This is a genomic window from Marinobacter sp. (assembly GCF_014859525.1).
GTDB lineage: Bacteria > Pseudomonadota > Gammaproteobacteria > Pseudomonadales > Oleiphilaceae > Marinobacter.
This window is the reverse complement of record NZ_JACUUB010000013.1, coordinates 25,950-50,261: the sequence shown is the minus strand read 5'-3', so window position 1 is coordinate 50,261 and position 24,312 is coordinate 25,950. Positions and strand designations below refer to the sequence as shown.

Sequence of the window (24,312 nt, the reverse complement as noted above, 5' to 3'; positions counted from 1 at the left end):
CAGGTATACGTTATCCGGAGCTTTCCGGCCTGTTAGCTTTGAGCTTAGTTCAGAGACAAGAGATTGGACAGGTGGAGTTCATCTAAGGTTCACTGAAATCGCACGAAGCTATGGCTTCATTCAATCTAAACTCCCCCTAAAGCCCGCAATCACGAAACTTTTATTCCCCTCAGTCTTTGTTAGCGAGTAATGCATTTGGGGTGGCTGGTTCCTGTGGTGCGTAACAGGATTTAACAATTACGCACGGAAAATGTGTAGCTTTCTGCGCTTGTGGAACACTATTGTGTAATTCTATCAGATTGTTTAGAGCTCCCGTGTTTAGGGTATTAGAGTATCTTCGATGGTTTTGGAGCAGTGCCTTGCAAAGTCGCCAGCAAAGTTGAGCCGGGACAATGCCTGCACCCCATGATCCGCGCAACAGCTTGGTGGATGTCAAGCGCCATCCCGGCGCTGGCAAAAGCGTGTGTGCCACTTCAGGGCTTGGGACTATGTCTCATAAGGGGCTGGAATAATTCAAGCGAGTTCTTACGATTACAAACGGTTGACTGGCAGATTGGCTGCTGAGGGAACGTCTAATGTCTATTCGTAACGTGTTTATCGCAGCTGTTTGCGGCTTGCTGGCAATTTTTGCCGTGGTGGTCAGTGTTGTCTCAGCTGTTGACACTCGCGCAAGTATCGTACAAGAAGTGTCTCGCACCAGCTCATCTTTGAATGATGAAGTTACCAAGATTTTGTCGGTAACCAACAACCTGATGCTCGAGCGTGTCCGAAGCTCCCTTGATCTTTTGATCGAAAGAGGGAGAGGGCTCGGTCAGGCCAGCGTGCGGGGCTCTTTTGTCGTTGGTGGTACCAATGCGCCTGGTTTGTACCTCGGTAACCAGTTGACCAACAACAACTTTGCCCTGGTTGATGGCGTAACCGATATCATGGGCGGAACAGCCACGTTATTCGTACGTGAGGGTAATGACTTCATCCGGGTCTCAACCAACGTTAAAAAGGCCGATGGCACCCGGGCTATTGGCACCAAACTCAATATGAGTGGTGCCGCGGGGCAAGCCATCAGCCAGGGAGAGGCATACTTCGGGCAAGTCGACATCCTGGGTAACCCCTTCATCACAGCCTATGCACCGTTGAAAGACGCCTTTGGTGACATAGTAGGTGTTTGGTACGTGGGCTATTCAGCGGACCTTGCAGAGGTCGAGGAAGTGGTTTCGTCAGCCACATTGTTAAACGATGGTTTCCTGGCGGTTCTCGACGACCGGGGTAGGGTGCGCATGCACTCAGGGACCATCCAAAGCGACAAGTTGAAGTTGATCCTGGAAAACAAATCCGAGCACTGGCAGCTCAGCAGAGTGCCGTTCGCACCTTGGAATTATGAGATAGTAGCCGGCTACTCTCGGGATGAAGTATCCGGTTTGGTCACGCGGCAGGTCATGCAGTCTGTGCTTTGGATTGCAGCCGGCGGGCTGGTCCTGATTGTTATTCTTTCAATGCTTGTGCAGTGGGTAGTTGGGCGCCCGCTCCAGGCGATGATTGCAGCCATCGAAGACATCGCTGAAGGTGAGGGCGACATGACCATTCGGTTTAATGCCAGCAAATCTGATGAGCTTGGCCAGATGGCAAGGGGGTTTGATCGCTTGCTGGACCGCCTGCAACGGACCATCTCAGAAACCAAGACTTCGTCCCACACCCTGCTGGAATCTGCCTCGCATCTGGAGACTATTGCCGCTAAATCCGCCTCGGTCATTGGAGAACAAAGCAAGGAAACCGAGCAGGTGGCTACCGCTATGAACGAGATGACAGCCACCGCTCAGACCGTAGCTGAGAGCGCCAGCCGCGCGGAAAACACTGCCACGCATGCGGACTCTCTGGCGGAAAATGGCCGTACCTTGATTGACCAAACCACACACGCCATCTCAAGCCAGCTGGAGAACAATCATAACGCAGCTCGGGCCAGCGCACTTCTTAAGGACGCATCGTCCAGCATTGGCAACATTTTGTCGGTGATTGAAGACATCGCAGGGCAAACCAACCTCCTGGCGCTGAATGCGGCTATTGAAGCGGCGAGAGCTGGTGAACACGGCCGGGGGTTTGCTGTGGTTGCCGACGAGGTGCGCCGTCTCGCGGGTCGCACCCAGGAGTCCGTGCAGGAGATTCATGCCCAAATTGAACAGTTGCAAAATGGTGTTGGTGAGGTGGTTAATGTCATAGACACTGGCAGCCAGTTGGCCGAAAAGACCAGCAGTTTGATTGAGGAAGCCGGTGTGGCTATCGAATCCCTGCGCGAGGCCGTGCAGTCCATCCGCGGTGCCAACATAGAAATGGCCAGTGCAGCGGAGGAGCAAAGCACGGTGTCGGAAGACATTAATCAGCGCCTAGACCATATCCGACAGATTGCCCTAACTAGCGGAGAAAACGCAGATGCCACCAAAAGCGCTGCCAAAGCGCTTCAAGATTTGGCAGGATGCTTGCAGCAACAATTGGGGCAGTATAAGGCTTAGTTGGAGCATTGAGATGCTCCAACTAAGCTTATGGTATGGCTGTTCGCGTATCTTGGCATCAATCAAGGCCTTTGCGAGGTTAAAGCTGCTTTTTCGTCAAGGTAAACACGCTCTCTGTGGCACCGTTTCTCAGGCCTCTTCTTTTGGCAAACGGGTTATCCCTCGCCATGTCTTGTCTCAGCATCTGGGTGATCTCGTAGTCTTCACCGTAGAGTTGGTAGACTTCGTCATCGCTGACATTGAACGGCGGGCCTTTCATTTCGTTGCTATCGTAATCCAGCGTGATCAGTAACATCTGCAAGGCGTCGGGTGTTACCGCTGTGAGGTGGTCGACGTAACCCTGGCGCATTTCCCGGGGCAGGGCAATGAGCGCTGCGCGATCGTAGACCAGGCGGATGTGTTTGAGGTCATCTGGCACCAGCTGGAAGAAATCGCCACACCAGAGCTGCAGGTCGTCGTGCTTGAAGGTGGTGAAGGGTTCACCCGGGTGCACCGTGGCTTTTTCGCCGGCTTCTTCGAAGAAGTCTTTGCAGGCAATGTCGCTGAGTTCCACACCAATGATTGGGTGGCCCCGGTCATTCAGCCACCACATGTCGTGGGCTTTGCCGCACAGGGGCACAAACACGGCGTCGGTACCGGTGCTGGCCAGCTCCGGCCAGTGATCGTGCAGGTACTTGTTGACGGTGCCTTCGTGGAAACCGGTTTCTTCTTTTGCCCAGCGTTCGTGCCAGAATTCGTGTTCCATGGTTGCCCTCCGGAATTTGGTCATTTTCCCCAGTCTACCTTACTCTGTGCCGATCGTGACTCGGGAGAAAAGTATGAACGCGGTGTTTCTGGATAGCAAAACCCTTGGCAATGACGTTGATCTGTCACCGATTGAGCAGGTAACAGGCGGCCTGGTTTGCCATGAACGAACCACATCTGAGCAGGTTGCTGATCGAATTCGGGGCTTTGATACGGTGTTGGTGAACAAGGTGGTGCTGGGCCGCGAGCATTTTGCGGCTTGCCCGGAGCTTAAAATTATTGCGGTGGTGGCAACAGGCCTTAACAACATTGATCTGGACGCGGCGGAGGATCACGGCATCAAGGTGATGAACGTGACCAACTATGGTCGCTCCACCGTGGCTCAGCACACCCTGGCGCTGATTCTGGCACTGGCTACCCGGTTGCTCGATTACAGCCGGGATGCCCGGAATGACACCTGGGGCAAGAGCGATATGTTCTGCCTGATGGATTATCCGATTATGGAGCTGGAGGGCAAAACCCTGGGGATCGTCGGGTATGGCGATCTGGGGCAGGGCGTGGCCGAGCGGGCGAAGGCCTTTGGTATGAACATTGTGTTGGGCTGCCGGCCCGGACAGGCGCCGGGTGAGGTCGACGGCTACCCGCGCGTACCATTGGATGAGCTGCTGGCGCAGGCCGATGTGTTGTCGCTGCATTGCCTGCTGACGGATGAAACGCGGAATATGATAGGGGCGCGGGAGCTGGGATTGATGAAATCATCAGCCTTGCTGATCAATACCAGCCGCGGCGGGCTGGTAGATGAGTTGGCGTTGGCGGAGGCGTTACGAAAGGGCGACATTGCCGGTGCCGGCTTTGATGTGTTGACCGAAGAGCCGCCCCGCAACGGTAACCCGTTGCTGGCGGACAATATTCCGAATCTGATTATCACTCCCCACTCTGCCTGGGCCAGTCGTGAGGCCCGACAGCGGATTGTGGGGATCACCGCAAGGAACCTGGCGTCGGTTCAGAACTGATAGCCGACGCTGAGAGACGCACCTACCTGAGTCATGCTCAGCTCAATCTGCTGGCCGGGGCCCAGTGGGTTTTCGCCTCGAACGGTATTGCGGGGTGAGTAGAAAGCCATGCCGGAGACCTCCAGAGCGTCGCTGAACCGATGGGTGAAGCCGCCGGTAAAGTGCCATTCCTGAACGCCGGGCGCCAGAATGTTGAACAGGACTTCTTCATCCGGGATGGGCTGCTCACCGTAGCTGACTCCGGCGCGCCAGGTCTGTTCATTGCTTTGCTGCCACTGCCAGCCGAGTTTGACGATGGTCATGTCGTCCCAGCCGAAGCCCGCACCCTGGTCATCGCCCAGTTGCGCTTGCATCAGGTTTGGCAGCATGGGGTTGCCGATGCTGTTGATCTCGCTGTAGCGGATATGCTGAACGTCCAGCAACAGCCAGTGGTTCTCAATGCCAGACCAGGCGATGCCGGCGTTGAGCATCTGGGGAATGTCGAAGCCACCCTGTTCAGCAAACAAGCCTTCGTATTTGCTGAATTCCTCCATCTCAAGGATCGTGCGCCAGCTCAGGCCGGCGCGCAGGGTATCCGTTATTTTTCCCTGCCAGCCGATCTGGATGCCATAGCCCCAGGCGTCGTCGGTGCCGTTGTTGGAGAGAGCTTCGGAGTTGGAAGAAAAGCCCGCGAACGACTGAAGACCGGTCGCTTTGAAGCGTTGATAGGCAATCAATGGTGATATGCCGATAGCCTGGCCGTCGGCAAACTCCCAGGCCCAGGTGGGTGCAATAAACAGCTGTTCCAGATTTACGCCGGTTTTGCCTGCTTTAAGCGCATACATCAAACCCTGTATCTGGAAAATGGACGGATAATAAACAGAGCTTTTTACGTTAATATGGTTATAAGTGGAAGTGAAAAAAGTTGATATGGTTATACTTAATTTTGGGGCATGGCTACAAAACACGGATCACCTGAACCAAGAATCACCTTGTTTACTGGCATCCGACTGATAAGCTGTAGAAAAGACAAACAAGCAGGACGTTGCGTGGCTTCTATTCAAATGAAAGAGCGGTTGCAGGCCGCAGAAACCTGGATTCTCGCCAACCCGAACCCACCCCAGAAGTGGCCGTGGACCTGGCTCTACAAAACCGGGCGCTCCGTGTATGCGGTAGTGAGGGATGTTATCAGCGGTCAGTTAACCCTGCACTCCATGAGCCTTGTCTACACCACGTTGCTGAGTATTGTCCCGCTGCTGGCTTTGAGCTTTTCGGTCCTGAAGGCGCTGGGTGTGCATCAGCGCATGGAACCCCTGTTGTATCAGTTTTTCGAGCCGATGGGGCCGCAGGGTATCCAGGTGGCGGATCAGATACTTGGGTTTGTTGATAACATCAAAGTAGGCGTGTTGGGTTCGGTTGGCCTTGCACTGCTGGTGTATACGGTTATTTCTCTGGTACAAAAGATCGAGCGCTCGTTCAATATGATCTGGCGAGTACCAGAGATGCGCTCGATGGCGCAGCGGTTCAGTAACTATCTAAGCGTTATTATGGTGGGGCCATTACTGATGGTGTCGGCCATCGGTGTTACTGCCACGATATTCTCTTCAAGCGTTGTTCAGCAGTTCATGGAGATCGAGCCCTTTGGGTCGCTGCTTGTTCTGATCAGTCGCTTTACGCCGTTCTTTCTGGTGGTGGGTGCCTTCACCTTCGTTTATGTATTCATTCCTAACACCCGGGTAAAAGTGCGCTATGCCTTCATTGCAGGCCTTGTCGCCGGCATTTCCTGGCAGGCGGCGGGCATGTTGTTTGCCTCTTTTGTCGCTGGCTCTGCCAAGTATGCGGCCATCTACTCCGGGTTTGCGGTGGGGATCATTCTGCTGATCTGGACTTATCTGAACTGGATGATTTTGCTGCTTGGCGCAACCCTTGCGTTCTATATGCAGAATCCGGGTTCTGTTGCCAAGCGTCAGAATGTTCAACTGGCACCAGAACTTCAGGAGCGTGTCGGGCTGGCATTGATGTGGATGGTGGCTCAGCCGTTCAGTCGTGGTGAGCCCGCCCCCCAGCAGGAGTCGTTGGAGTATGACTTGAGAGTGCCCGGTGAGATTACCCGGAACGTCAGTGACAAACTGATTCGCGCGGGTCTGCTTAGTTTGGCTGGGCGCAATGGCGATCAACTGGTTCCGGGCAAGGCGCTTGATCTGATTACCGTGGGTGGTGTGTTACAGACCATTCGCCGGGATGAAGATCGAGTGGTTGACCGGCTCCCGGCAGAGGCGGTTCCGTTCCAGCTGATTGATGTCGCCGGCCATCGGGATGACGTCAGCTTTGCGGAGTTATTGGGTCTCGATAACAAGCAAGGCGAAGACAAGTCCGCTCGCGCTTGATCAGGTGCCAGGCTGGGGACTTTTACCTTCCTGCAGCATTTTGAGGAGAGCGGTTCGCACTGAGCCAATCTGCTCGGGTGTTAGATGCACAATTTTTTGCACGTCGGCCTCCGCAAGATTGCGCTGGCGTGCATGGCGTAAAACCTCTCTCGTGCCCATCAGTAGTCCGTCGGTTAGGGCAGAGTGAGCCTGGTGCGGAGCCGGGCGCTCGGCTGAAAGCAGCCAGGCGTGATACTTGGGTGGCAGGTTCCATATATTGGCCAGTAACTGACAGGCAGCCCATTGATATCGGGTCAGCGCCACCCTCAACAGCGCTGCATCCGGCTCGCTCCCGGTATTTTGAGAACGACAGATGCGGGTCAGCTCACGGCGGATGGTGATGTAAGCGAGGGCCGGTAGCAAACCAACCATAAAGTGGGCACTGGTATCGTCTCGATGAATTCGCGCTACCAGTTCAGAGGCTCTGGCGCAGGTAAGCCCCCAGCGCCAGGCCCGCTGCGCAAACAATGCCTCACGGCTGTTCCTGGCGGCCATCATGGGGCGCATTACCGCCGCTGATATCACGCTGCGTATGCCATCCAATCCCAATATAAAGACTGCCTGATCCACCGATTCAATGGTGTGATCACCGGGCCGGAAGTATGGGCTGTTAGCCACTTGCAGCAGCTGGTCTGTTAGTGAGGGGTCGCTCAGGATGATGTCGGTAATCTGTTTTCGGTCTGTGGTTTCGCTGGACAAAGACCGCATCAGCATGGGTAAGCTGCCTGGCCTGCGCGGCAGTTCTTCCATTTCACTATGATAAAGGCGTCGCTCAAGCTCGCCCAGGGCACGCTCTTGGTGAGTGTAATCTTGATCAAGCTTTGCTGGCGGGATGTCAAGCAGCCAGCAGAACAGGTGTTCCTCCAGTTGCTCAACCACATTGGATTCTAAAGACTGCTGCTCAGAGTGTTCGCCTTGCGACGGGTTGAAAAGACGGGTCTCGGTGATGTGGGCGGCAGGCTGTTGCCGGGGCGAGAACAAGCCTGAAATCCAGGTAAAAAAGCCCGGCATCCATTGCCTCCGGATTAATGTGTATTGAGAAGTGACCGGTTTACCGAGCCAGTATAGTTGCGTAAACCAACCCTGCACAATGCTTTGCCACTATCAGAAGAAAGATTCTCCAAACACAAACACCAACTGGCAAACACCGGCTAACAGGCCCAGAAATGCGCCCACCAGAATAAGCTTTATCTCATCTTCCTGAAAGCAGGGGCGAAGCAGATCCTGGAACTCTTCGGATGAGAGCGCAATCATCCGTTCAACCATGATGGATTCCACCGCACGGGCCCGATCTGTTTCGAAGATGGGATTGTTGAAGGAGTTTTGTGAGATCTCGATGGCTTTTTCGCCCACTTGATTCTTCAGGGTGGCAAACCCGGTCGGTCCGAAGGCAACCTGAGTAAGCGCTTTACCCATGCCGGCGGTCTCGTCTACCAATGGCTTGATGTGCTTCTTCACCATGTTGCGGGCGCGCTCACCTTTTGGGCCGGCCATGATGGCATTCACGATGTTGCCGACGGTGAGAATTTCGTGGGTGACGATGTGGCAGAACGACTCGGCCACGGCTGGCTGGCGTTTCAGGAATAGCCCCTGCAGACGCAAGGGACCAACTTTGTGCTCGTGCAATGGCCGGAAGATAACGTTCAGGGCGATCCAGTTGGTGGCCCAGCCTACCAGTAAGCCGAACAGAGGCAGTACCCAGATGGCGGGGTAGAGGTACCAGACGACCATCTGGATCAGGCCGAATAAAAAGCCGAAGTAGAGACCGGAATTGATGATGAAACGGAATTCGACGTCACCACATTCAAGGAAAATACGGTTAAGCAGTTTTTTGTCTCGGGCCAGGCGCTCGATGACCATGCCTTTGATATCGAGCAGGTCTTCGATGTTGTCAGAGACGTCTTCGACCAGGTTGTCGACCAGTTGAGGTGTGGATTTGCGTACCCGATCGTAAACCATTTTACGGGCGGAGGCTGGCAGGTTTTCCCAGAAGGTGGGGTATTCCTTGAGCATGAGTTCGTCGACGTACTCTTCAACGCGGGGGTCGACGGTGTAGATGATATGGGCTGCGAGGACTTTGGGGTCTATCTGCTCGAAGATTTCCTGGACGGTGCCGATCTTGGAGATGGTGGCATCGACACTGATAGCGGCCATTTTTCGGGCTTTGGACGGGATGATGCCTTGCCAACCAAGCAGAGGTGGCTTGCCGATAAACTCCAAAGGGTAGAAAGTCATTTTGATGGCAAGCCAGTTGGTGGTCCAGCCGATCAGGGCTGCTATCACCGGGATGCTGAGGTATTGCCAAAACTCTGGATTGGTAAGTAGGTCTGTCATCCTGGGCTCTTATTTGTTTTCTTGGGTGCAAGCGGCCGGTTGGGGGCGGTCAGCCAAGTTTTGTCTGACAAGGATAATGTTGGTCGCCGCCAGATCTGTCAATGACTGCGATGCCCAAGGATTTGCCATTCAAGGCCACAAACCTCAGTTGCCGATATCCCCCCACAACCACTGGCACAGCGCAATGGCCGCAACCGGGGCTGTTTCGGTGCGCAAAACCCGGGGGCCAAGGGCCACGGGCAGGAAGCCGCTTTGCTCCGCCCGGGCGATTTCGTTGGTGGTCAGGCCGCCTTCGGGGCCGATCATCAGGGCAACACTGCCGGGCTTGGCGAGGGTATTTAGTGACTGCTCGGTACGGTGGTGGAGTACCAGTTTCAGGTTGGCGTTCTGGCTGTAATGCAGCCACTCGGCAACGGTCATCACTGGCAATATGTTCGGTACCCGCGCGCGGCCACATTGTTCGGCGGCGCTGATGGCGACTTGCTGCCAGTGGCGCAGGCGTTTTTCTTCCCGGTCGCCTTTGAGTTTTACATCGGAGCGTTCGGTGGCCAGGGGCACGATGACGGTGGTGCCCATTTCGACCGCTTTCTGTATCGCGTAATCCATCCGGTCGCCCTTGGACAGGGTTTGACCCAGGATGATGCTCAGGGGAGATTCGGTACGGTTGGTTTCAGCTCCGGTTATTTCCACCTGGACGTTTTTCTTGCCGGCCTGGGCGATGGTGGCGGTGTAGTCCTGTCCGTCGCCGTTGAACAGGCGCAACTCCTGGCCTTGCTGCATGCGCAGTACCCGGCCCACGTGATTGGCGGCGTTGTCGTCGAGTTCACAGTGGCTGCCCACCAGCAGTGGGCTGTCTGTGAAGATTCTGGGGATGCGCATGGACAGTTTTCCCTCAACCTTTTACAGCAATGTCGATGCCTTCGGTCGCCACCTGTGCCAGATGGCGAACCTGCTCTTCGGTGATCACGTAGGGAGGCATAAAGTAAATGACGTTCCCCAGCGGGCGCAGCAGCGCCTGGCGGGTAAGCGAGTGTTGGTAGACTCGCAAGCCGCGGCGTTCCTGCCAAGGGAAGGGCGTTTTGCTGGCTTTGTCTTTGACCATTTCGATGGCCAGGGTCATGCCATGCTGACGGATATCACCCACGTTGGGGTGGTCGGCCAGGTGGGCCACGGAGTCGGCCATGCAACGGGACAGCTGGCGGTTGTTTTCGATGACGTTGTCATCCCGGAAAATATCCAGAGTGGCCAGGGCGACGGCACAACCGATGGGGTTGCCGGTGTAGCTGTGGCTGTGCAGGAAGGCGCGCAGGGTTTCGTAGTCGTCGTAGAAAGCGTTATAAACTTTGTCGGTGGTCAGTACCACCGAGAGCGGCAGGTAGCCGGCAGTGAGCCCCTTGGAAAGGCACATGAAATCAGGGGTTATGCCGGCCTGCTCACAGGCGAACAAGGTGCCTGTGCGGCCAAAGCCCACGGCGATTTCATCAGCCAGCAAGTGCACGCCATAGCGGTCGCAGGCTTCCCTCAGTTTGGTATGGTAAATCGGGTGATGCATGCGCATACCGCCGGCGCACTGAATCAACGGCTCAACCACCACGGCACAGATTTCTTCGTGTTTCTCCGCCAGCAGCTGTTCCATCGTCTCAAACTGGCGCAGGGCGTATTCCTCGTCGGTTTCTCCGGGCTCTTTGTTGTAAGCATCTGGTGAGGGTGCGGTCAGCACCTCCATTAACAGCGGCTGGTAGGTGTCTTTATAAAGAGCAACATCGCCCAGTGCCAGGGCTCCCAAAGTTTCGCCATGATAGCTGTTGCTCAGATTGACAAAGTTTTTCTTGCCAGGTTTGCCCAGATTCTTCCAGTAGTGGTAACTCATCTTCAGGGCCGCTTCGATGGCGGAGGAGCCATTGTCGGCATAAAAACACTTGTTGAGACCTTCTGGCGTTACCTCAATCAGTCTTTCTGACAGGTTGACCACTGGCTCATGGGTAAAACCAGCCAGGATCACGTGTTCCAACTGGCCGATCTGTTCCTGAATGGCGGAGTTGATGCGCGGGTTGGCGTGGCCGAACAGGTTCACCCACCAGGAACTGACCGCATCGATATACCGGTTGCTCTCGAAGTCTTCCAGCCATACGCCCTCGCCACGTTTGATGGGAATCAGCGGCAGGCTTTCGTGGTCTTTCATCTGGGTGCAGGGGTGCCACACAGATTTCAGATCCCGTGCGACCAGATCGGCATTGCGCATCGTGTTCTCCTGTCTTCCCGGCTGGGGCATTTTATTTAGGTCGCCCATAATACTTCCCGGAAGGCTCTGTTAACAGCACTCAGGGTGTGAACCAGAACATCAATGACCTGTGAACCAGTCGGATGGCTTCCTTGCCAGAAACACTCGCTCGGGCGGCCAATGTGAGCCGGGCCGGCGGCGGCAACAATGAAATCAAGATAATAGGAGGCATATATGGAGCTGACTTTGGAGCATCCCTACGAGGTAGGGCTGAATCACATCATTGAACGGTTTTTCAGTGAGAATCACATTCGCGAGAAGAATGAGAAGCTGGGTTCCCGAAATGTCCGAGTGGCTGAGCTGCAACGGAATGATGCCGCGGCCAAGTTGGTTATTGAGCGGGACATGATGGCCTCAACGCCGGTGCCCGGTATGTTGGCCAGCTTTCATCGTGATTGGAACCGGGTGCGCCAGGAAGAGCACTGGTTTAAAAAAGACGATGACGAGTGGCACTGCGAGTTCCGGGTAAAAATTGATGGGGTACCGGCCAGAATCAAGGGCATCCAGCGTTTGCTGGGCAACGGTAACCGCTGCATCAACTACGTGAACCTGTCGGTTCACTGCGACGTGCCCTTCCTCGGCAAGAAAGTGGCTAAGTTTCTGGCTGAAGATTCGCACGCAAAGATTGAGCGGGAATATGAAGTTATCCGACAGCTTTTGCTGGGCAACGCGTAGCTCCGATCCCCGCAGTCCGGCGTAGATATCTGGTGAAACCGGTGACTTCAGAATCAAGCACTCAGGAGTCATCGCCCATCACCCAGTTGTCGCCCGGAGCTGACGCCATGAATTCGGAATCCAGCCTTTCCTGCCGCATTTCAGATGCACTCAAAACGCAATACGTCGCAGACGCGCTGGCCATGCCGGTGCACTGGTACTACAACCCTTTGGATATCGAGAAAGCGTTTCCAGGTGGAGTTCAACGCTTTGAGGCGGCACCGGCCTTCCACCCCTCATCAATCATGTCTCTGCATTCCACAACCGGTGGCGGGCGACGCCATGCACGGGAAGGAACGGCTGAACAGCCGCAGGTAGTCGGGGACGTTATTCTCAAAGGCCGGGCGACGTTCTGGAATGTGCCGAACGTGCATTATCACCAGGGTATGGAGGCCGGAGAGAACACATTGAATGCCCATTGCGCCCGGGTACTGATGCGAACCCTGGCAGCTGGCCAGGGGCACTATGCTGCCCGAGAATTTCTGGATGCCTACATTGGTTTTATGATCGCGGATCCGCCCCGGCATCCGGACACCTACGCGGAATCCTATCATCGGGGCTTTTTCTCGAACCTGACAAAAGGAGTGCCGCCGGAGAAGTGCGCGATGGTAACCCACGACACCCCATCCGTTGGCGGGCTGGTGACCGTGGCGACGCTGGTATTTACGCAGCGCCTGAGAGGTGCAGGCGTGCAGGAAATTCAGGATGTGTGCCGCCAGCATGTGTGGCTGACCCATCCGGACGAATCCCTGCTGCAGGTTTGCGACCGATACGTGGCGCTGCTCTGTGGCTTGATGGAATCCGCTGACGACAGTGAGGTTGCCGAACTCATTGCACGGGCTGCTAAGGGTAAGACGGGTCTTGATGTGGTCGCGCTGGTGAAGCGCAATCTGCCGGATTCCCAGGTGGTGGGACGACTGTATTCGCCGGCCTGTTATATTTCCGATTCCTGGCCGGTTGTCCTGTACCTGGCCTACAAGTACCGCCAGGATCCCTGGCTGGCACTTCGGGTTAACACCAACCTTGGCGGTGATAACGTTCATCGTGGCATGGTGCTGGGGTCAATACTGGGGCTTCTGAATGGCGATGTGGCTGCCAGTTGGTTCGGCCAACTGGCAGCGCATCAGGCCATTGAAGAGGAAATCGACGCGCTGATCAGCGCGGCAACCGCTCCCAGACGGTAACTTCAGACAGGGTATGCTGGAATTTGTGCTGGGTCTCACGGATGATGAACGGCACTTTCCGGGGCTCTCCGATCATTCTGAAGTGCTCGCCGAGATGCTCCTTCAGGCCGTCCAGCGTAGTGTGGTTTTCGCCGTCTTTTTTGTATCCGCCAATCCATTCCTCTTTCGGGGTGTGCTCCTCCAGCCAGGTATAAGGAGAGGCAATGACCAACAGCCCGCCGTCGTTGATGCGCTCGTGAATGTTGTCCAGGAAGCGTCGCGGACGGTACAGGCGATCAATCAAGTTGGCAGCCAATACCAGGTCGTAACCGGTAAACTGGGGCTTCAGGTTACAGGCATCGCCCTGATAGAACGACACGCGATTGGCGCTATTTTCAAGCCCGAGTTCTTTGAGGGTGCGGGTATGGTAGCTAACGAGGTCGCCTTCTTCTGCCAGTGAGTAACGAACGGAGCCTTGTTCAGCCATCTCTACGCCAAGGCGTATGAAGTTGGCTGAAAAATCCACGCCTTCTACAGTCTCGAAAACGTTTGCCAGTTCAAAGCTGGAACGTCCGCAGGCGCAGCCCAGATCCAGCGCCTTGCCCGCTGGCTTGCCTGCCATAGCCTCAAGCGCAAGGTCAGCGACGGCTTTCGGGAAGTTCTCGACACCAAACCAGGTGTCGCCGAAATGGAATTCGGCATACTCGGTGAGCAATCGGTCGCTCTCGTAATAGGCATTGGGCTGAACGGCATCGGCCTCTGCAGCGACGTACCGGAAGCCGGCGTGCTGGAAAAAGTGCCGTCTGAAAGCGTATCGGGCGGACAGTCTTGCTTCGTTCCCGCAGGAAATCCAGGACCCGCCTTTGATCAGGTTGTGCTGGCCATCAAAGGTTGGCGTTGTGAAATCGTCGTAAAGCGGGTGCACCTTGAAGTCGTCAAACGGGTAGGTGGGGGTTTCGGTCCACTGCCACACGTTGCCTACCACATCAAACCAGTCTCCGTGCCGGAACCGTGTGACCGGGCAGGAAGAGGCGCCATGATCAAGGTGCAGGTTGGCACTGGCGGGTTCGTCACCCACCTCAGATACACCGGCTACTGAACACAACCGGTGCCATTCGTCTTCGGTTGGCAGGCGAATGGGCTGGCTGGTTTCCTCACGCTTCCATTCACAAAAGGCCTTGGCCTCGTGGTAGTTGACCTCTACCGGCCAGTCCCAGGGCATTTCGACCTCTTCCGTCATCAAACGCAGGTGCCATCCGTTTCTCCAACACCAGAAGGTTGGGTGTTTGGCCTTGGTGAACCGCCGCCAAGAGAGCCCCTCTTCGCCCCAGTACTGGTCCTGTTCATAACCGCCCGCTTCAACGAATTCCAGAAACTCCTGATTGCTGACCAGATACTGGCTGGCTTTGAATTCGTCGACATTGGCCTGGTGCTGGCCGTATTCGTTATCCCAGCCGTACCAGGGAGCGTCGCAGGATTTGCCAATGCGAACTTCACCGGCAGGAACCGTGATCAACGTATTGTCGGGAGCCTCGCCGGTCTCCTGAACCGGTGCCCATTCCGGTTGTGGCTGCACGCGGGCAAGATCGTGCTGACGGATCAGTACTGACGATGTTTCAAGATGGATGCGTTCATGCTCAACCCCCATGACAATTGGCCACCAGGGGCTCTCCCAGTTGATCGGGAGGGTTAACGGTAACGAATCGATGAGTGCCAGCACAGCAGAGCGGACCTTCGCCCGATACGCCATGACCTCTTCAACACTCGGCCATTCATAGTGATCGTCGTTCAGATCGTCCCAGCTCATTTCGTCCACGCCGACGGCGAAGACGGATTCCATACGTGGATCAATCCGCTCCGGCAGCAGCTTCGCCAGGACCAGTTTGTTGATAAAGAACGTGGCGGTATGGCCCAGATAGAAGATGAGAGGATGTCGCAACGGGATAGACTTCTGAAAATATCCGGCATCATTGGCCAGACAGCTGAACAAGCGAGTGTAGACATCAAACGTGTTGGTGAAATACGTCGCAATTTCTGCACGCTTGTCACCTGGTGAGCCTTCCCTGAGGTTGGGGGTTCTGAGGAGCTTTGGTAATGAGTCGGAAGGTCCGCTGAATTGAGTGGTGGCTTTTTCTTCTTGAGTCGACGAGTGCATCTTCGGACAGTTCCCTTATCGTGTTTGATAACTTCCCATACGACCGTCTTTGATGTTGTGGTTCATATCCAGTTATTAAAGTCGCACATGGATAGTCGGTTACGTTGTGATGCTTTATCGCCATAGCCGCGTACTTAGTAGCTGATCCGTGTAAGATCGCGAACTTTCCTGTAGCCTGCGCGGCTTTTTCTCAAAGAGGCATCACGTATGGCAGCGACACAACCCGATCCCGTGACGAGGGGGAAATCCAGCGCCCTGGCTGACAGCGATCCAGTGGTGCCGGCTTTACCTGCACCGCAAAGTATCTGGGTTCCTGATTCACCCTGCTGGGCGGTTCCGGTCCCTACTACTATCTTGCTGGTACGTTTGATCTGACCGATGCGCTGAACCGTTTCCGCTTTGATGTCGCTACTGCTGATTATTGTTGCCTCATTGTGTACCGGCCGCGAAAGCGGCTATGGCGATGGCACGGGAGCAGGGGCTGGTGTAGTCTTTCACAGACCAAGGCCGCCTTGGGTAAAGGCGGCTGACTTGTTCATCATTGCCAAGTCGTGCTCGTGGAGGGCTGATGCTGGAAGCGTTTGAGACGGGTGTCAGGGCATGGTTGTGGCCTGGAGGGTCGGCCTTTCTTGCCGTGCTCACCACCTATGCCATCTACCGGTTGGCGCTGGCGGTGTTCCGCCATTTCTCCGAATCGAGAACCGTGCTTCGGTTGTTTCTTGATGCAGCGGCCGGGGCTCTTGGTGTGGTGTTCTGCCTGCTGGCGTTGACCGGCTCTCTCAAACTTGCGCCACCCGACCTGCCATTATTGTCCGCTCTTCAGCAAACCACCACGTTGTTGCTCCTACTGGCCATTACCTGGGCGGCCGTCCGGCTAACCTCCGCCATTGGCGACGTGATCGTGGCACTTAATCCGGTGCTCGAAGGCCATTGGAAGCGGGCACGAAAAGTCGAAACCCAAACCCGGTTTCTGGTTCGGGCGCTGAATATCCTGATTGTGATTGTCGGTTTTGGAGCGGCATTGATGACCTTTGAGTCGGTCCAGCACATGGGCGCAAGCTTGCTGGCTTCCGCCGGTGTTGGCGGCTTGATTCTCGGCTTTGCCGCCCGCCCCGTGTTGAGCAATTTGCTGGCAGGGATGCAGATTGCACTCACGCAGCCGTTTCGGATAGACGATGTGCTCCATGTACAAGGCGAATGGTGCTGGGTGGAAGAAGTGACCGCCACCTACGTGGTGGTCAGGGTCTGGGATCTTCGTCGCCTGGTCATTCCCTTGCAGTGGTTCATCGAAAACCCGTTCCAGAACTGGTCCCGAAATAACTCTGACCTGCTGGGAACTGTCTTCATCTGGGTGGATTACACCATGCCAGTGGAGGCGCTCCGGCAGGAGTTCAACCGGCTGCTGGCGCAATCGAACCTCTGGGATGGCAAACTGGCAACGGTCCAGGTGACCGATTCCAGCGATCAGGCTCTTCAGGTGCGATTTTTGATGAGTGCCGCAGACTCTACCAGCAACTGGGATCTCAGGTGCGCTATCCGAGAGGGACTCATCACGTTCATACAAGAACACTACCCCGCCCAGCTGCCCCGTGTGAGGGCCCGGTTGGTCGATAACTGAACCTTTTGAGGAGTTGTTATGCCTACACAGAGTGTCTGGATTACCGGAGCCTCCTCCGGCATTGGCGAAGCGCTCGCCCTGAGATATGCAAAGAACGGCGCCCGCGTGGTTCTATCGGCCCGCCGAGAGAGCGAACTGGAACGTGTTGCGGAACGGTGCCGTAATGCCGGGCTGGCGGCTGACCATGTGTTGGTTCTGCCGCTGGACGTAACCGATTGGGACGCCCTGCCGGGCAAGGTTCAGGTTGTACTGGACACCTTTGGTGTTATCGATCTGCTGGTGAATAACGCCGGCGTGTCACAGCGCTCGCTGTGCAAGGACACCGATATGTCGGTGTATCAGAAGCTGATGGATGTCGATGTGATGGGCCAGATCGCCCTGACCAAGGCGGTGTTGCCCCATATGCTGGAACGTGGCTCCGGGCACCTGGCGGTGACCGCCAGTGTTGCCGGTAAGGTGGGTGCACCCATGCGTACCGGCTATTGTGCGGCAAAACATGCGGTGATGGGCTTTTTTGATGCTTTGCGGGCGGAAGTGGAAGGCGAGGGTGTGAATGTGTCGACCATAACCCCTGGCTTTATTCACACCGATATTTCCCGTAATGCACTGGCAGGTGACGGATCTAACTACGGCAAACTCGATGACGACATTGCCGGTGGCATGGACGTAAACGAATGTGCGGAGGTGATCTTTAAGGGGTTGCAGGCGAAGAAGCGTGAGATTCCGGTGGGTAAGGGCAAAGAAATGGCCGCGCTCTGGGTTAAACGGCTGTCACCGGAATTACTGTTCCGTCTTGCTAAGGCGTAAAGCCCGGAGTGCAGGAAAGCGATAAAACAACGACACAAAGAGTAATGATATGAGTGATGACGGTTTGGTCGGAATACTCGGCCTGGACGGCGAAGAACGCTATGACTACTTTCTCAGCATGGTGGCTGAGGAGAGGGAAGTCTGGATTCTGGTGAATGCAGACAACCGATTCCTGAAAATATCGTCTGAGGATGAGGATGAGGATGAGGGTGTGGAGTACCTGCCGGTATGGCCCGCCTCGGCGTTTGCGCTGGAATACGCCAAGGGTGCAGATGATCTGTTGCCCAAGAGCATTTCATTGCCGGACTTTTTCAGAAAGTGGGTGCCAGGGCTGAGCAAAGACGGCCTGGAAGTGGGGGTGCTTCCGGGCCTCGATAAAACCGTCTGGATTACCGAGGCTGAGGAATTAAAACGCGACCTGCAAGACGCAATGTCTGACTTTTAGTGCGCCAGCACCCGGGACAGGAATGCCTGGGTGCGTTCGTTTTGGGGGTTGTCGAAGACATCGGCCGGGCTGCCTTCTTCCACAATTTTACCCTCGTGGATGTAGATGACCCGATCGGCCACTTCCCGGGCGAAACCCATTTCGTGGGTTACCACCATCATCGTCATACCTTCTTTTGCCAGCTCTCTCATTACGTCCAGCACTTCACCGATCATTTCCGGGTCTAGCGCTGAGGTGGGTTCATCAAACAACATCAGCTTGGGTTCCATGGCCAGCGCCCGGGCAATGGCGACTCGCTGCTGTTGCCCGCCAGACAGCTGGCCTGGGTATTTGTTCGCCTGGTTGCCGATACCTACCCGCTCCAGTAGCCGTTCCGCAGTTGCATTCGCGATAACCTGTGAGGCGTTCTTGACCTTTATCGGTGCCAGCATGATGTTTTTTTTCACGGTCAGGTGTGGGAACAGATTGAACTGCTGAAACACCATACCGACTTCTTTGCGGATTTTAGCCAGGGATGCCTGATTGCCGGCGTTCGGAGCCAGCGCCTGGTTGTCTACGTGCAGAGTGCCCGATTCGTATTCTTCCAGACCGTTTACGCAGCGAATCAGAGTGGATTTGCCGGAGCCGCTGGCACCGATAATCACCACCACTTCGCCCTGCTCAACGGTCAGATCTATGTTCTTCAGGACATGCAGTTTGCCGAAGTACTTGTTCATGCCCTTCATTTTTACAATCTGAGTCATGGTGAGAGTTCCTTCAGATCGACGCGACGCCTCGGCGTTCAAGCAAACGCAGGAGCAAAGACAGGGTTAAGGTGATGGCCAGGTACATGAGCGCCACCACAAAATACACCTCAAATGCGGTGAAGGTGTTGGCTATGTACACCTGGCCCTGGCGTACCAGTTCACCGACGCCGATAACGGAAAACAAGGACGTGTCCTTGATGCTGACGATGGCCTGATTGCCCAGGGGCGGAATCATACGTCGGAAAGCCTGGGGCCAGATGATCGACCAGAACGTTTGGGATCTCGACAAGCCCAGTGAGAGGCCTGCCTCGGTCTGGCCTCTGTCTATGGATTGCACACCACCGCGCACGACCTCCGAGATGTAGGCGCCGGAGTTAAGGGCGATGGCGGCAATGCCGGCCGTAAGCGGATCAATAGGACGGCCAACAAGATCGGGCAGGCCGTAAAAGATAAAAAGTACCTGAACCAGAATCGGTGTGCCGCGAAAGATCTCGATGTAGGTGATGGCCGGCCAGCGCAGAAACCATTTCTTGTTGATGCTGAGTAAGCCGAACAGAATGCCCAGCGCAAAACCGATGGCCAGGCCACCAAAGGAAATCATCAGAGTGTAAGGGATGCCTTTGGCCAGAAATGGAATGGCATTAACGGCTGCCTGCCAGTCAAACTGAAACTGGAATTCCACAGTATGAATCTCCGTTGAATTGGGAGGAGCCGATCAGGGCGTTGTGCACCCTGATTGGAACGAGTGGAGTGTTAATCGCCTTCAGGCATTGGGCCAAACCATTTTTCATAAATGGCCTTGTAGGTACCGTCTTCTTTGATAGACGCCAGTGCCTCATTGACCGGGCCTACCCATTCGCTGCCCTTTTTCAGGGCAATGCCATATTGTTGGCCTTCATAAAGCTGACCAACCGTTTTAACCCGGCCCTTGCCACGGGTGCTGGCGAAGTAGCCTACATTGGGGGCATCGTAGAAAACCGCGTCAATGGCACGAGACATCAAGGCCATGTACATGTCGGAGCTGCCCGGGTAAGGGGTGACACCGCCATCCTTATCCAGCGTTTTTACCAGGAAGTCATAGCTGGTGCTGCCAATCTTGGTGCCAATTTTCTTGCCTTCCAGGTCTGACATTTGTTGAACGTCGTCGTTGTCCTGGCGTACCAGAATCCGCAGTCCGGAGTCGTAATACGGATCAGAGAAATCGACGATCCGCCCGCGCTCTTCGGTAATGGTGATGCCCGCAATGGCAATATCAACGTTGCCGGTCTGGAGTGCCGGAATAATACCGTTGAAGTCCATGGTGTTCAGGTTGTAATCAAAGCCTGCGCGCTCGGCAACTTCGGAAATAATATCCATGTCGAAACCGATCATCTCGCCGGTTTCCTGGTCCATCATTTCAAAGGGGACAAAGCTTGGGTCTGTTACTACACGGAGTGTGTCTGCGTTAACCGAGGTTGCAGCTACCGACAGTGCCAAGCCTGCGCCCAGCGTTTTTAGCCATTTGATGCTCATGCTTTCTCCTTTTTGTGTCTATGCTCCATTTGCCCGATAAGGCAATCCGATCGTTACTGCTGGTGACTGTGATGAACGGGAGCGTTGATAGAACTGCATCAAATACACTCTAGACCATGAAATGAGGATTTTCAGAAAATCAGGAGGTTATGAAAAGGAATATATAAAAAGGAATATATAAAAGCCCTTTCCCGGGGAGGGAAAGGGCGTCAGTAACGACGACTCAGAAGGCAATTTTTTCGCGATCGGTAATGGCCAGGTTCTTCCAGATAGAAAGGCTGGGCTCAACCTGATTCAGCGTGTAAAAATGCAGCCCCGGCGCGCCGGCCTGGAGCAGCTTTTCACACATGCGAGTGACCACCTCTTCACCAAACTGGCGGATGCTTTCACTGTCGTCGCCATACGCTTCAAGCTGCTTGCGAATCCAGCGCGGGATTTCCGCACCGCACATATCCGAGAACCGCACCAGGCTGGAGAAGTTGACGATGGGCATGATGCCCGGCACCACCGGAATGGTAACGCCCATCTTCTCCAGACGGTCGATGAAGTAGAAGTAGCTATCCGCGTTGAAAAAGTACTGGGTGATGGCGCTGTTGGCACCAGCCTGTACCTTGCGGGCAAAGTTCTTTAAATCATCTTCCGCGCTGCGGGCCTGAGGATGGAATTCCGGGTAGGCAGCCACTTCAAGATTGAAATGATCACCGCTGTGCTCCCTGATAAATTCCACCAGCTCGTTGGCGTAACGCAGCTCACCGGAGGCTCCCATCCCTGAGGGCAGGTCGCCGCGCAGGGCGACGATCCGGTTGATGCCGTTGTCTTTGTACAGATCCAGCAGTTCGCCGATCTCTGCGCGGGTACCTCCCACGCAGGACAGGTGTGGTGCTGTCGAAATGCCCTGCTTGTGCAGGCTCAGTACCGTTTCAATCGTGCGGTCTCGGGTGGAACCGCCAGCGCCAAAAGTGACCGAGAAGAAATCCGGGTTCACCTCGGCCAGCTGGCTCCGCACTTCCTGCAGTTTTTCCTTGCCCTGATCCGTCTTGGGCGGGAAAAACTCAAAGCTGAAGCGGCGCTTGAATTGCTTCTGGGATTCCATAATAACGTCCGCTTAGTACCTGTAAGTTTCCGGCTTGTATGGGCCTTCGACCGGCACGCCGATGTACTTGGCCTGGTCTGGAGTCATCTTGGTGATCACGCCACCAAAGCCTTCCACCATGGCGCGGGCTACTTCTTCATCCAGCTGCTTGGGCAAGACCTGAACATAAATGCCCTTGGCCTTGGATTCTGCTGGCAGGTCGGCGAACTTACGCTCGAAAAGATACATCTGCGCCAGCACTTGGTTGGCGAAAGAGCCATCCATGATCCGGGACGGGTGACCGGTTGCGTTGCCCAGGTTCACCAGGCGGCCTTCGGACAGCAGGATCAAGTGGTCGTTGGCGGCTTTGTCGCGGTAGATTACGTGTACCTGCGGTTTAACCTCGTCCCATTCCCAGTTCTTGCGCATGTAGGCGGTGTCGATTTCGTTGTCGAAGTGACCGATGTTGCACACCACAGCGCCGTTCTTCAGGGCTTTAAGCATGTTGGCGTCGCACACGTTGACGTTACCGGTAGTGGTCACCAGGATGTCGGTGGTGCCCAGTACGTCGGTGTTGATGCCCTGCTCGGTGCCGGTGTTGATGCCGTCGATGTACGGCGACACCACCTCAAAGCCGTCCATGCAAGCCTGCATGGCGCAGATCGGGTCGGCTTCGGTGATCTTGACGATCATGCCTTCCTGACGCAGCGACAGCGCAGAGCCCTTGCCCACGTCGCCATAGCCGATGACCAGTGCTTTCTTGCCGGACAGCAGGTGGTCGGTGGCGCGCTTGATGGCGTCGTTCAGGCTGTGGCGGCAGCCATACTTGTTGTCGTTCTTGGACTTGGTGACCGAGTCGTTGACGTTGATGGCCGGGATCTTCAGAGTGCCGTCGCGCAGCATTTCCTGCAGACGGTGCACGCCGGTGGTGGTCTCTTCGGTCACGCCGTGGCAGTTTTCAATGATCTGCGGGTACTCGTTGTGCAGCAGCTCTGTCAGGTCGCCGCCGTCATCCAGGATCATGTTTGGCTGCCAGCCGTCTACGTCTGCGCCCACGGTCTTGTGCAGGCACCATTCGTATTCTTCGTCGGTTTCACCTTTCCAGGCAAACACCGGAATGCCCTGAGCTGCAACGGCGGCTGCGGCCTGATCCTGGGTCGAGAAGATGTTGCACGAGGACCAGCGCACATTGGCGCCCAGCTCTACCAGTGTCTCGATCAACACGGCGGTCTGGATGGTCATGTGAATGCAGCCCATCACATTGGCGCCTTTCAGCGGCTGATCTGCCTTGTACTTTTCGCGCAGCTTCATCAGTGCTGGCATTTCGCCTTCGGCGATCTTGATTTCCTTGCGGCCCCAGTCAGCGAGTGTAATGTCGCGAACTTTGTAATCTTCGAAGGTCTTCAGCTGTTCTGCTGGAGTGCTCATGGTGTGCTCCTGTCAGTTCTGGTTTAGCGTATTCAATCTGTGTGAGATGTTGAATACGCCTTAGAGTCCGGTTTGGCTTTAAATGCCGGCAGCGTCTTTAAGCGCTGCCGCGCGGTCGGTCTTTTCCCATGGGAACGCGGTGAAGGTTTTGCCGCCCACGGTCATCTCGTAGGGATCACGACCGAAGTGGCCGTAGGCTGCAGTGGCCCGGTACATCGGGTGCAGCAGGTCCAGCATGTTGGTGATGGCGTAGGGGCGCAGGTCAAAGTGCGCGCGCACCAGGTCGATGATCTTGTCGTCGCTGATCTTGCCAGTGCCAAAGGTGTTCAGTGAGATAGACGTGGGCTGCGCCACACCGATGGCGTAAGACACCTGAATCTCGCACTTTTCGGCCAGGCCCGCAGCCACAATGTTCTTGGCCACGTAACGGCCCGCGTAGGTCGCGGAACGGTCCACCTTTGAGGGGTCTTTGCCTGAGAATGCGCCGCCACCATGGCGAGCCATGCCGCCGTAGGTGTCGACGATGATCTTGCGGCCTGTCAGACCACAGTCACCTACCGGGCCACCGATCACGAACTTGCCGGTCGGGTTGATGTGAAACTCGGTGCCTTTGTGCAGCAGTTCCGCCGGCAGCGTGTGCTTGACGATCAGTTCCATCACCGCTTCACGCAGGTCGGCCTGGCTGACGTCCGGATCGTGCTGGGTTGACAGCACCACCGCGTCGATGCCAACCACCTGGCCATTCTCATACCGGCAGGTGACCTGGCTCTTGGCGTCCGGGCGCAGCCACGGTAACAGACCGCTTTTGCGGGCTTCAGACTGGCGCTGAACCAGACGGTGCGAGAAAGTGATTGGTGCAGGCATCAGTACGTCGGTTTCGTTGCTGGCATAGCCAAACATCAGGCCTTGGTCACCAGCACCCTGGTCTTCTGGCTTCTGGCGATCCACGCCCTGGGCGATATCAACCGACTGTTTACCGATGATGTTGATCACGCCACAGGTGTCGCCGTCGTAACCTACGTCAGAGGAGGTATAGCCTACGTCTTTGATCACGCCGCGCACGAGATCTTCCAGATCGACCCAGGCGTTGGTGGTGATTTCACCACCGACAATGGCAACGCCGGTTTTTACCATGGTTTCGCAGGCAACACGGGCGTGTGGGTCGTCGGTCAGAATGGCGTCCAGTACCGCGTCGGAAATTTGGTCAGCCAGTTTGTCCGGGTGGCCTTCAGAGACGGATTCGGAGGTGAAAATGTTGTAGTCAGACATAGGTGTGCTCCTTGTTGAGCGTTTTCATGTTCATACCGACTCTGCCAGGAGTGACTTGCCGGATGCCTTGGTGGTTGTCGAAGTGTACGTAAAATTACGTACGCC

The 24,312-nt window shown here is 55.6% G+C and carries 21 protein-coding genes; 8 read left to right on the top strand and 13 right to left on the bottom strand.

Annotation, left to right across the window (positions count from 1 at the left end):
• The first annotated feature begins 575 nt into the window (after positions 1-575).
• On the top strand, positions 576-2,501 hold the full coding sequence (locus IBX51_RS05250) for a Cache 3/Cache 2 fusion domain-containing protein (protein WP_291829403.1): 1,926 nt from the start codon (positions 576-578) through the stop codon (positions 2,499-2,501).
• A gap of 79 nt (positions 2,502-2,580) precedes the next feature.
• On the opposite strand, the gene tmpT is transcribed toward IBX51_RS05250, so the two are convergent.
• Entirely contained in the window at positions 2,581-3,246 is a 666-nt protein-coding gene (gene tmpT / locus IBX51_RS05245; RefSeq protein WP_291829401.1) for a thiopurine S-methyltransferase, read from the bottom strand.
• A 73-nt stretch (positions 3,247-3,319) separates the two neighbouring features.
• On the opposite strand from tmpT, the gene IBX51_RS05240 reads away from it, so the two are divergent.
• Positions 3,320-4,258, top strand: coding sequence for a D-2-hydroxyacid dehydrogenase (locus IBX51_RS05240; protein WP_291829399.1), 939 nt, complete (start codon positions 3,320-3,322; stop codon positions 4,256-4,258).
• On the opposite strand, the gene IBX51_RS05235 is transcribed toward IBX51_RS05240, so the two are convergent.
• Positions 4,249-5,082: an OmpP1/FadL family transporter gene (locus IBX51_RS05235; protein WP_291829397.1), complete on the bottom strand. Its 834-nt coding sequence runs from the start codon at positions 5,080-5,082 to the stop codon at positions 4,249-4,251. The two genes, IBX51_RS05240 and IBX51_RS05235, sit on opposite strands and share 10 nt — an antisense overlap.
• Positions 5,083-5,286: 204 nt before the next feature.
• Between IBX51_RS05235 and IBX51_RS05230 the strand changes: the two genes are divergently transcribed.
• On the top strand, positions 5,287-6,624 hold the full coding sequence (locus IBX51_RS05230; RefSeq protein WP_291829395.1) for a YihY/virulence factor BrkB family protein: 1,338 nt from the start codon (positions 5,287-5,289) through the stop codon (positions 6,622-6,624).
• Here the strand turns inward: IBX51_RS05230 and IBX51_RS05225 are convergent, their stop codons facing one another.
• The 4 genes from IBX51_RS05225 to IBX51_RS05210 form a co-directional block, all read right to left on the bottom strand.
• Positions 6,625-7,674, bottom strand: coding sequence for an HDOD domain-containing protein (locus tag IBX51_RS05225; RefSeq protein WP_291829393.1), 1,050 nt, complete (start codon positions 7,672-7,674; stop codon positions 6,625-6,627).
• Positions 7,675-7,767: 93 nt separating this feature from the next.
• Positions 7,768-8,997, bottom strand: a complete 1,230-nt coding sequence (locus IBX51_RS05220; RefSeq protein ID WP_291829392.1) for a hypothetical protein — start codon at positions 8,995-8,997, stop codon at positions 7,768-7,770.
• A 144-nt stretch (positions 8,998-9,141) separates the two neighbouring features.
• A complete protein-coding gene (locus IBX51_RS05215; RefSeq protein ID WP_291829389.1) occupies positions 9,142-9,876 on the bottom strand; it encodes a 16S rRNA (uracil(1498)-N(3))-methyltransferase in 735 nt (244 codons plus the stop codon).
• Between the two features lie 13 nt (positions 9,877-9,889).
• Positions 9,890-11,239, bottom strand: coding sequence for an adenosylmethionine--8-amino-7-oxononanoate transaminase (locus IBX51_RS05210; protein WP_291829387.1), 1,350 nt, complete (start codon positions 11,237-11,239; stop codon positions 9,890-9,892).
• 213 nt (positions 11,240-11,452) lie between these two features.
• Here IBX51_RS05210 and IBX51_RS05205 point away from each other — a divergent pair, with 213 nt between their 5' ends.
• The gene (locus IBX51_RS05205) at positions 11,453-11,953 is read left to right on the top strand and encodes a DUF2505 domain-containing protein (RefSeq protein ID WP_291829385.1); all 501 of its coding nucleotides are present in this window, start codon (positions 11,453-11,455) and stop codon (positions 11,951-11,953) included.
• Between the two features lie 41 nt (positions 11,954-11,994).
• Positions 11,995-13,176: an ADP-ribosylglycohydrolase family protein gene (locus tag IBX51_RS05200; RefSeq protein ID WP_291829383.1), complete on the top strand. Its 1,182-nt coding sequence runs from the start codon at positions 11,995-11,997 to the stop codon at positions 13,174-13,176.
• On the opposite strand, the gene ovoA is transcribed toward IBX51_RS05200, so the two are convergent.
• Positions 13,148-15,310, bottom strand: coding sequence for a 5-histidylcysteine sulfoxide synthase (gene ovoA / locus IBX51_RS05195; protein ID WP_291829382.1), 2,163 nt, complete (start codon positions 15,308-15,310; stop codon positions 13,148-13,150). The genes IBX51_RS05200 and ovoA overlap by 29 nt on opposite strands.
• A gap of 568 nt (positions 15,311-15,878) precedes the next feature.
• Here ovoA and IBX51_RS05190 point away from each other — a divergent pair.
• Genes IBX51_RS05190 through IBX51_RS05180 form a run of 3 tightly spaced genes read left to right on the top strand, consistent with a single transcriptional unit; the run spans position 15,879 to position 18,180 of the window.
• The gene (locus tag IBX51_RS05190; protein ID WP_291829380.1) at positions 15,879-16,928 is read left to right on the top strand and encodes a mechanosensitive ion channel domain-containing protein; all 1,050 of its coding nucleotides are present in this window, start codon (positions 15,879-15,881) and stop codon (positions 16,926-16,928) included.
• An 18-nt stretch (positions 16,929-16,946) separates the two neighbouring features.
• Positions 16,947-17,735: an SDR family oxidoreductase gene (locus IBX51_RS05185; RefSeq protein WP_291829378.1), complete on the top strand. Its 789-nt coding sequence runs from the start codon at positions 16,947-16,949 to the stop codon at positions 17,733-17,735.
• 49 nt (positions 17,736-17,784) lie between these two features.
• Entirely contained in the window at positions 17,785-18,180 is a 396-nt protein-coding gene (locus tag IBX51_RS05180) for a DUF2750 domain-containing protein (RefSeq protein ID WP_291829375.1), read from the top strand.
• Here IBX51_RS05180 and IBX51_RS05175 read toward each other — a convergent pair.
• From IBX51_RS05175 to metK, 6 genes are all read right to left on the bottom strand, one after another.
• The gene (locus IBX51_RS05175; protein ID WP_291829373.1) at positions 18,177-18,923 is read right to left on the bottom strand and encodes an amino acid ABC transporter ATP-binding protein; all 747 of its coding nucleotides are present in this window, start codon (positions 18,921-18,923) and stop codon (positions 18,177-18,179) included. The two genes, IBX51_RS05180 and IBX51_RS05175, sit on opposite strands and share 4 nt — an antisense overlap.
• Positions 18,924-18,936: 13 nt before the next feature.
• On the bottom strand, positions 18,937-19,608 hold the full coding sequence (locus IBX51_RS05170) for an amino acid ABC transporter permease (RefSeq protein ID WP_291829372.1): 672 nt from the start codon (positions 19,606-19,608) through the stop codon (positions 18,937-18,939).
• A gap of 71 nt (positions 19,609-19,679) precedes the next feature.
• Complete coding sequence (locus tag IBX51_RS05165; protein WP_291829370.1) at positions 19,680-20,438, bottom strand: transporter substrate-binding domain-containing protein; 759 nt, start codon at positions 20,436-20,438, stop codon at positions 19,680-19,682.
• A 223-nt stretch (positions 20,439-20,661) separates the two neighbouring features.
• Positions 20,662-21,531 carry a methylenetetrahydrofolate reductase [NAD(P)H] gene (metF, locus tag IBX51_RS05160; protein ID WP_291829368.1) on the bottom strand — a complete coding sequence of 290 codons (870 nt, stop codon included), beginning with the start codon at positions 21,529-21,531 and terminating at the stop codon, positions 20,662-20,664.
• A gap of 12 nt (positions 21,532-21,543) precedes the next feature.
• Positions 21,544-22,938, bottom strand: a complete 1,395-nt coding sequence (gene ahcY, locus IBX51_RS05155) for an adenosylhomocysteinase (RefSeq protein WP_291829366.1) — start codon at positions 22,936-22,938, stop codon at positions 21,544-21,546.
• A 78-nt stretch (positions 22,939-23,016) separates the two neighbouring features.
• Positions 23,017-24,207 (bottom strand): methionine adenosyltransferase, encoded by a 1,191-nt coding sequence (gene metK / locus IBX51_RS05150; RefSeq protein WP_291829364.1) that lies wholly within the window; start codon positions 24,205-24,207, stop codon positions 23,017-23,019.
• Positions 24,208-24,312 lie beyond the last annotated feature (105 nt).

Excerpts from the sequence above, each read along its gene's own strand:
- IBX51_RS05190 (WP_291829380.1), top strand. The coding sequence starts at position 15,879 with ATGCTGGAAGCGTTTGAGACGGGTGTCAGGGCATGGTTGTGGCCTGGA.
- metK (WP_291829364.1), bottom strand. The coding sequence starts at position 24,207 with ATGTCTGACTACAACATTTTCACCTCCGAATCCGTCTCTGAAGGCCAC.
- IBX51_RS05175 (WP_291829373.1), bottom strand. The coding sequence starts at position 18,923 with ATGACTCAGATTGTAAAAATGAAGGGCATGAACAAGTACTTCGGCAAA.
- metF (WP_291829368.1), bottom strand. The coding sequence starts at position 21,531 with ATGGAATCCCAGAAGCAATTCAAGCGCCGCTTCAGCTTTGAGTTTTTC.
- IBX51_RS05225 (WP_291829393.1), bottom strand. The coding sequence starts at position 7,674 with ATGCCGGGCTTTTTTACCTGGATTTCAGGCTTGTTCTCGCCCCGGCAA.
- IBX51_RS05180 (WP_291829375.1), top strand. The coding sequence starts at position 17,785 with ATGAGTGATGACGGTTTGGTCGGAATACTCGGCCTGGACGGCGAAGAA.
- IBX51_RS05235 (WP_291829397.1), bottom strand. The coding sequence starts at position 5,082 with ATGTATGCGCTTAAAGCAGGCAAAACCGGCGTAAATCTGGAACAGCTG.
- ahcY (WP_291829366.1), bottom strand. The coding sequence starts at position 22,938 with ATGAGCACTCCAGCAGAACAGCTGAAGACCTTCGAAGATTACAAAGTT.
- tmpT (WP_291829401.1), bottom strand. The coding sequence starts at position 3,246 with ATGGAACACGAATTCTGGCACGAACGCTGGGCAAAAGAAGAAACCGGT.
- IBX51_RS05185 (WP_291829378.1), top strand. The coding sequence starts at position 16,947 with ATGCCTACACAGAGTGTCTGGATTACCGGAGCCTCCTCCGGCATTGGC.
- IBX51_RS05250 (WP_291829403.1), top strand. The coding sequence starts at position 576 with ATGTCTATTCGTAACGTGTTTATCGCAGCTGTTTGCGGCTTGCTGGCA.
- IBX51_RS05240 (WP_291829399.1), top strand. The coding sequence starts at position 3,320 with ATGAACGCGGTGTTTCTGGATAGCAAAACCCTTGGCAATGACGTTGAT.
- IBX51_RS05215 (WP_291829389.1), bottom strand. The coding sequence starts at position 9,876 with ATGCGCATCCCCAGAATCTTCACAGACAGCCCACTGCTGGTGGGCAGC.
- IBX51_RS05205 (WP_291829385.1), top strand. The coding sequence starts at position 11,453 with ATGGAGCTGACTTTGGAGCATCCCTACGAGGTAGGGCTGAATCACATC.
- IBX51_RS05165 (WP_291829370.1), bottom strand. The coding sequence starts at position 20,438 with ATGAGCATCAAATGGCTAAAAACGCTGGGCGCAGGCTTGGCACTGTCG.
- ovoA (WP_291829382.1), bottom strand. The coding sequence starts at position 15,310 with ATGCACTCGTCGACTCAAGAAGAAAAAGCCACCACTCAATTCAGCGGA.
- IBX51_RS05210 (WP_291829387.1), bottom strand. The coding sequence starts at position 11,239 with ATGCGCAATGCCGATCTGGTCGCACGGGATCTGAAATCTGTGTGGCAC.
- IBX51_RS05220 (WP_291829392.1), bottom strand. The coding sequence starts at position 8,997 with ATGACAGACCTACTTACCAATCCAGAGTTTTGGCAATACCTCAGCATC.